General features: G+C 57.9%; 12 protein-coding genes. 6 read left to right on the top strand and 6 right to left on the bottom strand.

The window, feature by feature from the left end; genetic code table 11:
- The first annotated feature begins 154 nt into the window (after positions 1-154).
- Positions 155-1,100, top strand: a protein-coding gene (locus JQC81_RS30945) for an IS630 family transposase (protein WP_203275611.1) whose coding sequence is annotated in 2 segments (ribosomal slippage) — positions 155-495 and positions 494-1,100 — 948 coding nt in all. Because the reading frame shifts where the segments join, the coding sequence is not laid out codon by codon here.
- Between the two features lie 140 nt (positions 1,101-1,240).
- On the opposite strand, the gene JQC81_RS30940 is transcribed toward JQC81_RS30945, so the two are convergent.
- The 4 genes from JQC81_RS30940 to JQC81_RS30925 all read right to left on the bottom strand — a co-directional run bounded on the left by JQC81_RS30940 (position 1,241) and on the right by JQC81_RS30925 (position 5,021).
- Entirely contained in the window at positions 1,241-2,026 is a 786-nt protein-coding gene (locus JQC81_RS30940) for a sugar phosphate isomerase/epimerase family protein (protein ID WP_203275610.1), read from the bottom strand.
- A gap of 201 nt (positions 2,027-2,227) precedes the next feature.
- Entirely contained in the window at positions 2,228-3,517 is a 1,290-nt protein-coding gene (locus JQC81_RS30935) for a TRAP transporter large permease (RefSeq protein ID WP_246520792.1), read from the bottom strand.
- Complete coding sequence (locus JQC81_RS30930) at positions 3,514-4,008, bottom strand: TRAP transporter small permease (protein ID WP_203275609.1); 495 nt, start codon at positions 4,006-4,008, stop codon at positions 3,514-3,516. Before JQC81_RS30930 ends, JQC81_RS30935 begins: the two co-directional genes overlap by 4 nt.
- Positions 4,009-4,028: 20 nt before the next feature.
- Entirely contained in the window at positions 4,029-5,021 is a 993-nt protein-coding gene (locus JQC81_RS30925; RefSeq protein WP_203275608.1) for a C4-dicarboxylate TRAP transporter substrate-binding protein, read from the bottom strand.
- 272 nt (positions 5,022-5,293) lie between these two features.
- Here JQC81_RS30925 and JQC81_RS30920 point away from each other — a divergent pair, with 272 nt between their 5' ends.
- From JQC81_RS30920 to JQC81_RS30905, 4 genes are read left to right on the top strand one after another with little or no spacing between them, the layout of a single operon-like run.
- Positions 5,294-5,974: a GntR family transcriptional regulator gene (locus JQC81_RS30920; protein ID WP_203275607.1), complete on the top strand. Its 681-nt coding sequence runs from the start codon at positions 5,294-5,296 to the stop codon at positions 5,972-5,974.
- A gap of 19 nt (positions 5,975-5,993) precedes the next feature.
- Positions 5,994-6,788 (top strand): SDR family NAD(P)-dependent oxidoreductase, encoded by a 795-nt coding sequence (locus tag JQC81_RS30915; protein WP_203275606.1) that lies wholly within the window; start codon positions 5,994-5,996, stop codon positions 6,786-6,788.
- A 10-nt stretch (positions 6,789-6,798) separates the two neighbouring features.
- Complete coding sequence (locus JQC81_RS30910) at positions 6,799-7,539, top strand: SDR family oxidoreductase (protein ID WP_376772478.1); 741 nt, start codon at positions 6,799-6,801, stop codon at positions 7,537-7,539.
- A gap of 14 nt (positions 7,540-7,553) precedes the next feature.
- On the top strand, positions 7,554-8,609 hold the full coding sequence (locus JQC81_RS30905) for an Ldh family oxidoreductase (RefSeq protein ID WP_203275605.1): 1,056 nt from the start codon (positions 7,554-7,556) through the stop codon (positions 8,607-8,609).
- 294 nt (positions 8,610-8,903) lie between these two features.
- On the opposite strand, the gene JQC81_RS30900 is transcribed toward JQC81_RS30905, so the two are convergent.
- Positions 8,904-9,173 (bottom strand): hypothetical protein, encoded by a 270-nt coding sequence (locus JQC81_RS30900; protein WP_203275604.1) that lies wholly within the window; start codon positions 9,171-9,173, stop codon positions 8,904-8,906.
- A 345-nt stretch (positions 9,174-9,518) separates the two neighbouring features.
- On the opposite strand from JQC81_RS30900, the gene JQC81_RS34550 reads away from it, so the two are divergent.
- Positions 9,519-9,785, top strand: coding sequence for a UvrD-helicase domain-containing protein (locus JQC81_RS34550; RefSeq protein WP_203275603.1), 267 nt, complete (start codon positions 9,519-9,521; stop codon positions 9,783-9,785).
- Here the strand turns inward: JQC81_RS34550 and JQC81_RS30890 are convergent.
- On the bottom strand, positions 9,742-10,512 hold a 771-nt coding region (locus tag JQC81_RS30890; RefSeq protein ID WP_203275602.1), incomplete at its 5' end, for an IS481 family transposase. The genes JQC81_RS34550 and JQC81_RS30890 overlap by 44 nt on opposite strands.

The raw sequence follows: 10,512 nt of genomic DNA, 5'->3' as shown, positions 1-10,512 counted from the left end.
GTTCATCTGCAAAACCTGGCTCAAGGAGCCCAAACGCTTCAAACTTGATCCGGTCCATCAAATGCCGGGACTGAACATCTAGAGCGGTTTGGGGTTGAACGGAATCGGGAAGTCTGACTCGGTGCGGTCAGGGGCGTGAGCACAGGGGCTCGCCATGACCACACCGTTATCCCAGGACCTGCGGCGGCGCATCGTGCGGGCGGTTGAGACGGGCAGTTCGATCCGCCAGGCGGCCGCTCGTTATGAGGTCAGTCCCTCGGCCGCTGTGAAGCTGATGCGGCGACTGCGCGAGACCGGCTCGGTCACCCCAGAGCGCATTGGCGGCCATCGTCGCTCAGTGCTGGAGCCGCATCAGGATCTGCTGCGATCCCTGGTGGACGCCAAGTCCGGCATCACGCTGGCCGAGATCCAAGCCGAGCTGCGCGCCCGCGGGATCGTGGTGCAGGCGCTCTCGACCATTCACCTGATGCTCAAGCGCATGGACCTGACGCACAAAAAAGACGCTCCGGGCGGCCGAGCAGGACCGGCGGGACGTAGCCCAGGAGCGCCGCCGCTTTCGGGTGTGGCAGCGCTTCATGGATGCGAGCCGCTTCGTGTTCCTGGACGAGACGGGCACGGCTACCAACATGACCCGGCGCTACGGCAGGGTACCGCACAGGCAGCGGGTGGTCGATGCGGTGCCGCACGGACATTGGCTCACCACGACCTTTGTGGCGGGCCTGCGCGGGAACGGGATCATCGCACCGCTCGTAGTAGACGGGCCCATGCGGGGCGAGATCTTCAAGGCTTATGTGGAGCAGATGCTGGCACCAGCGCTCTCACTTGGCGATGTGGTCGTGCTCGACAATCTTGCCGCTCACAAAGTGGCAGGCGTTGAGGAGGCAATCCGAGGTGTCGGAGCCAGCCTGCTGTACCTGCCGCCGTATAGTCCCGATCTCAATCCGATTGAGCAACTGTTCGCCAAGCTCGAGGCGCTCCTGCGCGAGGCGGGCGCACGGACCAAGGAGGTGCTCTGGACCACCATCGAAGAACTGCTTGACGCCTTCGAGCCCAATGAGTGTCGCAACTACATCAGGAACTGCGGGTATGAGCCCGTCTAGGTCGAATCTGCTCTAGAGGTGGAGGAGGCAGAAAGAAAATGCCGTCGTGATACGGGTTAGGTGTGGGGTAATATGGCAGTGGCCCAATGATGTCTGAGCCTATGCTCCTATCCATCGGGGTCTGCAAGCAACTTGCATCATCAAAAACCGCTTGCCTCAAATACGGATCTGGCTTCCTCGGCGACCTCATCACCATGAGAAAACAGCGGTCGCCATCCAGCGACACCAGCGGCGATTTCTGGGTGCGAGATAGCCGAAGAGAAAGCCTCAACTCCGACCAGTTGATCATAATCTGCAGCTTTCAAACGCCGCAAAAGTGGTGAGAAGTCGATAGTTCCTCGGCTTAAGAGCCCGCGGTGGTTCTGGTCGATCTCGAAGTAACCCAGGTATGGAAGAGCAGTCTCCAGCGCACCCAGCATGCTGTCTTCTTCGATGTTCATGTGAAACGTATCGAGGTGAACTTTGACGTTATCTAAGCCGATCATCTTGATAAGGCGAACAGCATCGGCTGCCGTGTTCACAAGATTACTCTCGTAGCGGTTTACGACCTCCAGTGTCAGAACCATTCCATGCTTTTGGGCTTCATCAGCAACACGGTAGAGACCTTCTGCGGCCGCCTTGAAGTTATCCTCTGTTGGTGCCCGAGAGGCTTTCCCAAAAGCACTATAAACGATCCCGCCCATCCTGTTGGCACCCATGTCGCGCGCCATGACAAGAGCGGCGAGGTGCCGTTTGACGCCTCGCTCGCGTATTTCGGAATTGGTGCTCGATATGTCGTTGTCAGCTTGAAGAGGAGACGTGGTGACGGGCCGAATGCCGTTGGTCTCGCAAATCTGCGCGATCGCTGCAGGTTCTATCATCTCATGGTTGCGCAGGGGGATGACAAGATGTCCGAAGCCACAAGCTGCAGCCCGTTCAGCCGCCATCCTTCCGTCCTCAGTGCTCCACCTCGGGATCCACGTATAACTATGTATCGAGCGCTGGTTCATATCTTCCTCGGGAAAGAGTACGATCAGTTCTAGCTGAGGCCCGCATGCTGCCAATCGGCAGCATGCGCTATAAAGAACGGGCTTGGCTTACAGGCGCCCTCTGGTGGCTATCCTGGAGCATAGATCCTGCATCCGGTATTATCCGAAGAGCAGGTTCGGGAGGAAAAGGACAGCCTTGGGCACGAAGATCAGTAACAGGCTGACAATCGCGATTGCAATCATCAACGGCACCGACTCTCGGGTGTACGTCCCGACCCGAACCTTAAGGATGGAGCATACGGTATACATCGCGGCTCCGACGGGGGGCGTGAAGTTGCCGATCGTCGCGGCTACGATAAACACGATCCCAAAGTGAACAGGATCTCCACCTAGGCTTCGGACCAGAGGAAGGAAGATCGGTGTCATCATGATGATCAACACTGTCGCGTCGATGAAGCATCCAGCGATAATCACCAGAATGACAATCAGAACCATAACAAGGGAAACGTCGTCGGTGATGCTGGTGATACCTTCTGAGATCACCTCAGGGATCCGTTCGAAAACGATGCCATAGCTGAAGATTGCGGAAAGGCTGATGAGAAACATGACGGCGCCGACATCGCCGAGACTGATCTCGAGCGCGTGCACGAACCCCTTCGCATTCATTTTGCGATAGACCAGGATCCCGATGAAGAGGGCGTAAACCACGGCGAACGCGCCGATCTCGGAGGGAGTGAAGATCCCCATGCGGAGACCCGCGAGCAGGAACACGGGAAACAGAAGCGCCCATATTCCACCCCGGAACGCGCTTCCGTACTCAGCCAGACTTGGCCGCGTTGTCCGCTGCGGAGGATAATTGCGCTTTTTAGCAGTCAGCCAAACCGCGAAGCTCAGGCCCAACCCGAGCATCAGAGCCGGAATAAAACCGGCGGCAAATAACCGGCCGATCGACACCTGCCCGATCGTTCCATAGAGGATCATACCGATTCCAGGAGGAATAATTGGGGTCAGGATTGATCCGAATGATAGAACGCCGGCTGTGAAGCCAGGTGACATTCCGCGCCGGGTCATCTCCTCTCCAAGCACCCGCGACTGCATCGCCGCGTCCGCAATGGCTGATCCTGAAACTCCTCCCATGAGGGCTGACAGCAGGATGGATACCTGAGCCAACCCACCTTTGAGGCGGCCTGTGAGCACCGATGCGAGGTCCAATAGACGCTCAGTGATGCCTGAGCGGTTCATGAAGTTGCCCGCAAGGATAAAGAGCGGAACAGCGAGCAAGGCGAAGTTTTGGGTTTGTGAGATCGTGACCTGAGCCGGAATCGTGAATGGGAGATCAGGGTTCTGCACGAAGAAGACGACACCTGCGATCCCGATCGCAAAAGCCACCGGCATTCCGATCGCCATAAGTACAAAGAAGAGAAGAGCAACGATCAGCATGTTGGTCATGCCCTCTCGCGACTTGGTCGCAGAATGCCGTCTTGCCGCAGTGCGTCTCTGACTTTAAGCAGCGTGGTGGCTAGCAAGAGGGCGGCTCCCACAGGCAGGCTTGCCGTCACCCAGGAATAGCTCACACCTGAGATCCCCTGGAAGCTCCTGGCTCTACTGATCCACGCGAGCCATCCGCCGGAGTAAACAAGGTAGCAGAGGAAACATGCGATGATTGCGTAGTTCAAGTAGAGCATCCCCCTTCGCGCCGGCTTGGGGAGACGCTCGACCAATGCGTCGATCGACATGAGCATGTTGTTTCGCCAAGCGATATCCGCGCACAAGAAGCAGGCCCATGCGAAGCAGCAGGTTGCCAGTTCGACAGTCCAATTCAGTGGGGTGTGCATCATGCGTGCAAGTCCGCCGACGAATATCAGGGCCGTCATGAGCAAAAGCAGGGTCGCGGCGAGGATCGCCTCAGTTCGTGTCAAAAGCCCGTACACCGTCTTCATGCGATCCTCTCCGCGGAAGCTTATCGACCAAGCTCTTTGTAGACTTGCTTGCGAGCCTCAGTGAGGTTCAACTTTTCGTAGGCTTTCTCGCCAGCGGCCTTGAACGCTGCCAGGTCAACATCGCTCACGATTGTCATTCCTGCCTTGATAAGCTTCTCCTTGTCTGCCTTGGCTGCCTCTTCCATTGCCGCAGATGCAGCCTGTCCGGCCGCCTTGCACTCTTCCACCAAGGCAGTTTGATACTCTTCCGGAAGCTTGTTGAACCACTGGGCGCTGACCACCTCAAAGTTCACGAGCGTGATGTGCCCCGTCTCGTTAGCGTACTTCAGAACTTCATTGAGGTTCGAGGCGGTGATGTTCGGGTAAACGAGCTCGGCCCCGTCAACCGCCTGCTGCTGAAGCCCAGGATAAATATCACCGAAGCTCATTGCAGTTGGTGAGGCACCAAGCGCGCGGATTGACTCCTGCCAAATGGGCGCAGGAGGCGTACGGATGCGAAGGGACGCCAGATCCTCTGGCTTGCGCACTGGCTTGTTGGTGAAAAAATTCCGCTTGCCCTGAACCCAGTCCGAGCAGACGACTTTGATTCCATGCTTCGTGGCCAGTTCGTCCTGCCACTTTTTGATGGACTCAAGATTTCCGAGCTTAAAGGCGTCTTCTTTGGTCTCGATGAAGTAGGGGCCGTTTACGACCGCTAGTTCTTTGACGTAGTTCCCAAGGCGGGCGGCATCCGTGTTCTGTCCAATGGCGGCGCCTTGCCGGATCTGCTCGATGATATCTTCCTCGACGCCCAATTGCGCACTGTGGAACACCTGCATCTTGAGGCCGCCCTTTGTGCGCTCCTCGACGCGCTTGGCCCAGTTTACGAATCCCTTCGCATTGGGTTCGCTTGGGTTATGAACATGGTTGAAGCGCAGGGTGAACTGCTGCTGCGCGAGCGCTGAACCTGATGCAATTGCTGCGAGTGCGGTTGCACCGCACAAGGCTGCGATCCATTTGGCTGAAGTCTTCATCTTCCGTCTCCCTATTGTGAACCTTATGGTTGCCTGTTGATCTACTTATTGGTGGAACATCTTGGGCTGAAGCGCTCCATGGTTCTGGATTTTCCCAAGGCGAGCCTAATGGCATCGCGGGCTGCAAGTCTGGACCATCCAGCCGACCTCATCCGGTCATGCTTCCTAATTCCCCCGCTGCGCCCTTGTCCATCGCTTGGCATCTGGTATATCAGATACTGGATTATAACCATACGAGGCTCATGGGCAAGAGCATCGCTGACGAGTAGACGATGGTAATTGAGCGGCCGAAATCGCTAAGTGAGCTGGTTGTCAACGAGCTCAGAGCCCGAATTGTGGACGGCCGCCTGCGGCTGGGCGCCGCCCTGTCCGAGAACGCTTTGGCGGCCGAACTCGGTCTCTCTAAGACCCCCGTGAGGGAGGCCCTGCTGCAGCTGAAGCTGGAGCGTTTGGTCGAGGTCCTTCCGCAGCGCGGAACATACGTCTTTCGTCTAGCGGCAGACCAGGTCGTTCTTATCAGCGAGTTGCGCGAGATCCTCGAGATCGCCGCTGTTACCGCGGCCATCCAGCGCAACCACGCGGAGCTGGTTAAGCGCATCAGCGCAATCTTCGACGAGATGAAGGTTGCCTACGATGCAGGGGACAACGTGGGATACCGCACACTTGATGGTCAGTACCATCAGACCATGATCGACCTGTGCGGCAATCCCTACATCGGCGACGCTTACAGCCAGATAGGGTTCAGGATCCAGGCGCTTCGCTCCCGTCTCTCCATTGAGACGGCCTTGAATCGCCTCTCCATGAAGGACCACCGGGAGATGCTGAAGCTGATCAAGTCGCGAGAAGTCGAACCGCTTCAGGCTCTGCTCCGCGCTCATATTCATCAGACGAAGCAATCTTATCTCGATGTACTCGATCGCAAGGACGTCCTGGCGGAGGAAATCGCATCGTGACGAATAAAAGAGGTGAGACTTGAGCGAGACATCGTTAGCCCAGCCGCGCTCCGCCCCGAGGTTCTCTCTTCACGGCAAGACGGCGCTGGTCGTAGGTGGATCGAGTGGGATTGGCCAAGCAATCGCGCACGGATTCCAGGCGAGCGGTGCCCGGGTCGCCGTTGCTGCTCGGACACCAGAGAAGCTCGCAGAGGCCGCTCAGCGTCTACAACAGGGTGATCCCGACGCGAGAGGCTATGCGGTTGACGTTTCTCAACCTGAAGCCATTGACCGTCTCGCTACCTTAGTCTTGGCAGATTTCGGGCATGTAGATGTGCTGGTCGTGTGCCAGGGCACAACCGTTCTGAAGCCAGCAGAGGACGTCACGCCGGACGAATACGACGAGGTCATGCACACGAACCTGCGTAGCGTGTTTTTCACCTGTACCCGCTTTGGCCGGCACATGCTGGAACGCCGCACAGGATCTATCATCACGATTGCGTCGCTCGCGGCTCACCGTGGCTGGCCGTTGGCATCGGTCTATGCCGCCAGCAAGCATGGGGTAGCGGGGCTGACGAAGACCCTTGCGGCCGAATGGGCCGACCGGGGCGTGCGTGTGAATGCCATTTCGCCCGGCTTTTTCTTGACTGAGCTGAACCAGTCCAAGATGAGCCCCAAGCGAAAGGAGAACGCCCTGCTCCGAACTCCCACGGGACGGTTTGGCCAGGTCGATGAGCTTGTGGGTGCTGCCGTCTATCTGGCGTCACCTGCAGCTGGCTTCGTGACAGGCAGCGTGCTGAACGTGGACGGTGGCTACCTCGCCTCCGGCATATAAGGATCCCCTGATGTTCCGCCTCGACGGCAAAACCTGCATCATCACCGCGGCTGGACAGGGGATGGGGCGCGCCATCGCGCTAGCCTGTGCTGAGGCAGGCGCCGATGTTCTGGCGACCAGCACGCGGAAGTCGTCCCTCTCTTCTCTGGCTGCGGCGAACCCTGCCATTCGGACGCAGCAGCTCGATGTCATGGATGCATCGGCAATCACAGCCTTCTCTGAAGCAGTTGAGAATGCGGACGTACTTTTCAATTGCGCTGGGATTGTTCACAATGGCACCATTCTCGACTCCAGCGAGGATGACTGGAGCCTCGCCTTCGATCTGAATGTGCGGTCCATGTACCGCATGACGAAAGCTCTTCTGCCGAAGATGATCGCGTCCGGTGGAGGAACCGTCATCAACATTCCGTCGGTTGCCGGCGGCCTTAAAGGTGTCCCGAACCGGTTTGTCTATGGCTGTACCAAAGCCGCTGTCATAGGCTTTACGAAGGGTCTGGCGATCGACTTCATCTCCCAAGGTATCCGCTGTAATGCCATTTGTCCTGGCACTATCGACACGCCGTCCCTCACCGAACGTATGCAGGCGCAGCCGGATCCCGCTAAAGCCCGGGCTGACTTCGTCTCGCGCCAGCCTATGGGACGTCTGGGGCGCCCTGAGGAGATCGCAGCACTCGCCGTCTATCTTGCCTCCGATGCTTCCGCATTCACGACAGGTGCTGTTCACGTGATTGATGGCGGGTTTACCCTCTGAGAAAGCGAGTGCTGATGGGAACTACCGACAATTCACTCTCCGCCTCGGTTCGTGTGATCGACGCCTCACGGCTCGAGGAGCGCACCTTCGCTGTTCTTCGTGAAGCAGGCGCAGATGAGCCTTCCGCGCATGCGGCGACCCGGGCGCTCATGCATGCATCTCGGATCGGTGTCGACAGCCATGGTGTGCGCCTCGTTGCCCACTATGCAAAGGCATTGCGTGGAGGTCGGATCAAGGGAGCACCGCACATTACGGTCCGGCGGACGGGAGTGTCTGCTGCACTTGTCGATGCGGATGACGGGTTAGGCCACCTTGCCGCCTACCGTGCCATGGAAGAAGCCTGCGCTTTGGCCCGGGAGAACGGCGTCGGCGCTGTTGGCGTCTGTCGGTCGTCCCATTACGGCGCGGCCGGCGCCTATGCGCTCGCGGCCGCCGAAATGGGTTTGGTCGGCCTCACTACGACCAATGCTGATTCAATTGTCGCGCTTCATGACGGCGTGGTGCCGTTCCATGGCACGAACCCGATAGCCATGGCGGCCCCCGTACTGGGAGAACGCCCATGGCTTCTCGATATGGCCACGTCATCCGTCCCCATGAACCGGGTCCACCTCTATGCCACTCTTGGCCGGCAGTTGCCCGAGAATGTGGCAGCAGACCAGAGCGGCCGTCCGACGACTGATGCCTCCCTGGCTCAGATGCTCATTCCCTTGGGAGGTTCCGAATTTGGCTTCAAGGGTGCTGGTCTTGCGGGCCTTGTAACCATCCTCTCAGCCGTGCTTACCGGGGCAGCTCCGGATCCCGCGATGCTGCCGATGACCGGTACAAACGATTTCGCCACGCCACGGAATGTAGGTCATTTCTGCATCGCACTCGACCCGGATCGGTTTGTTGGCCGCGCGACCTATGACACTCTCATGTCGCAGTACCTGTTGGCGCTTCGCTCTTCGTCAGCCCATTCCGGCACACAATCTTTGGCCCCTGGTGATCGGGAATGGATGGTTGAAGCTGAACGCGCTACAACGGGAATCCCGGTGGATCTTGCAACCGCAGCTCTACTCGGCTTCCCTTGAACTAAATTTCGGCGGTCATTCTAGCCGGAGACCGGGCTGAACGAGACCATTCTGGACCAATGCGCTCAGCGGGCGCGCTTCCCTCTTAAGGACGACGAAGATACATCCTGCGCATCGGGCAAGCCTACACTGATTGCCCAGTTTGTAACCATGTGTCCGATTTCGGCACGCCGGATGAAACTCGACTGAGGCTACCCGTTCTCCAGTAGTTAAGTCCCGTAGGTCTGAACTTGCAGCCCGTTTTGGCAGCCGGTCCTCTCATCCCGGCTGCCACCGATCAGGATCCTACTCGGGTTAGTTCGCCTGCTTCCTCAGCGGCTTCCACTTCTCTACGATGCAGTGCCCCTTCCCGATCCGCTTGCTCCAATCAAGCGTCGAGATCGAAGTGAAGGTTGCTTCGAGCCGCTTAGGATCCTTCCCAGACTCGATCAGATCAAAATACAGAATGCCGATCTTACCCTGCAGTTCCACATAGTTGTATCTATCGACCAGGTTTCCGATCATCTCGCCCAGAACGTTGGCATTGTAATGCTGCGGGAAGTCCGGAACGCCATAGCAGCGCATCTGCCGCGGCTCCCGGTACGCCGCCGGATCATCCAGCCCATTGTACGTACCGCCAATTGCCTGCCCCCCAGCACATAGGGCGAGCCCAAAACTGCAGCCTGCCCAATCGTTTTTTGTATTTGGCTTCTCATTATTCTTACTCGCTCAAGGTCATCGTCTAGCATCCAAGACGCCAGATCGGACCTATTCGTGCTTTAGCCTTTAGGTGTCTAGATCCCAAACGCTTCTGCTCAGCTCGTTAACCGATGAATCAACAGGCAAAAGATGGAGCCAGACGAGTAGCTTGTCCATTCCAACCTCTCATTGAACCCGAAATGCTTGACCAAACCCCGGAAAGAGAGAGCGATGCCAGATTTAGCATCCACGATCTCGGCAGATTCTTCGCTTCAATCTGTCCTGACAGAGGGGCTGAACACCCAGCAGAAACGGGCGGTCGAAGAGTTCGGCAGACCTCTTTTGGTCCTTTCCAGTTCGGGAACGGGCAAAACTCACGTCTTGGCCACGAAGTTCATCTACGCCGTCCAGGTCCTCGGCTATAAGCCTGAAGAGATCATGGCCGTGACCTTCACTAGGTGTTCAGTCCCGGCATTTGATGGACCGGATCAAGTTTGAAGCGTTTGGGCTCCTTGAGCCAGGTTTTGCAGATGAACTCGTAGGGTGTGAGCCCTTTGAGGGTCTTGAGCCTTCGAGCGAAGTTGTAAGCGCTCACGAAGTCAGCCAGATGCTGCCGGAGTTGGTCATGGCTGTCGTAGTAGTAGCGCTTGACCGTCGCGTCCTTGATGGTGCGGTTCATCCGCTCAACCTGACCATTGGTCCAGGGATGTCTCGGCTTGGTCAGGCGATGGTCCACATCGTTCTGGGCACAGGCATACTCAAAGGCATGGGCCCGGAAGAGCTCGCCGCGTTTCATCGCTTTCTTGATCAGCGGGACTGCAGACGCTGTGTTGCTGGGCGTGGTGAAGTGAATGCCATGGTCGGTCAGGACCGTGTGCACCTTGTAAGGCACGGCCTTGATCAGCGCACGCAGGAAGTCGCCGGCGATCCCGGTGGTCACCTTCTCGTGCAGTTCCACGAAGGCGAACTTGCTGGTGCGATCAATCGCAACCAGCAGATAGAGCCTTCCCTCCTCAGTGCGCACTTCGGCAATGTCGATGTGGAAGTAGCCGATGGGGTAGGCCTTGAACTTCTTCTTGGCGGGCTTGTCACCGGTCACCTCGGGCAAGCGGCTGATGCCATGACGTTGCAGACAGCGATGCAGGGATGAGCGCGTCAGGTGCGGGATGGTGGGCTGGAGAGCGTACAGGCAATCGTCCAGCGACAGCAGGGTGTGCTTGCGGAA

The sequence above is a fragment of the Microvirga arabica genome (genome assembly GCF_016811235.1).
Taxonomy (GTDB): domain Bacteria; phylum Pseudomonadota; class Alphaproteobacteria; order Rhizobiales; family Beijerinckiaceae; genus Microvirga; species Microvirga arabica.
This window is presented reverse-complemented; position numbering and strand designations above follow the sequence as displayed.

Excerpts from the sequence above, each read along its gene's own strand:
- JQC81_RS30940 (WP_203275610.1), bottom strand. The coding sequence starts at position 2,026 with ATGGCGGCTGAACGGGCTGCAGCTTGTGGCTTCGGACATCTTGTCATC.
- JQC81_RS30935 (WP_246520792.1), bottom strand. The coding sequence starts at position 3,517 with ATGACCAACATGCTGATCGTTGCTCTTCTCTTCTTTGTACTTATGGCG.
- JQC81_RS30930 (WP_203275609.1), bottom strand. The coding sequence starts at position 4,008 with ATGAAGACGGTGTACGGGCTTTTGACACGAACTGAGGCGATCCTCGCC.
- JQC81_RS30925 (WP_203275608.1), bottom strand. The coding sequence starts at position 5,021 with ATGAAGACTTCAGCCAAATGGATCGCAGCCTTGTGCGGTGCAACCGCA.
- JQC81_RS30920 (WP_203275607.1), top strand. The coding sequence starts at position 5,294 with ATGGTAATTGAGCGGCCGAAATCGCTAAGTGAGCTGGTTGTCAACGAG.
- JQC81_RS30910 (WP_376772478.1), top strand. The coding sequence starts at position 6,799 with ATGTTCCGCCTCGACGGCAAAACCTGCATCATCACCGCGGCTGGACAG.
- JQC81_RS30905 (WP_203275605.1), top strand. The coding sequence starts at position 7,554 with ATGGGAACTACCGACAATTCACTCTCCGCCTCGGTTCGTGTGATCGAC.
- JQC81_RS30900 (WP_203275604.1), bottom strand. The coding sequence starts at position 9,173 with ATGCGCTGCTATGGCGTTCCGGACTTCCCGCAGCATTACAATGCCAAC.
- JQC81_RS34550 (WP_203275603.1), top strand. The coding sequence starts at position 9,519 with ATGCCAGATTTAGCATCCACGATCTCGGCAGATTCTTCGCTTCAATCT.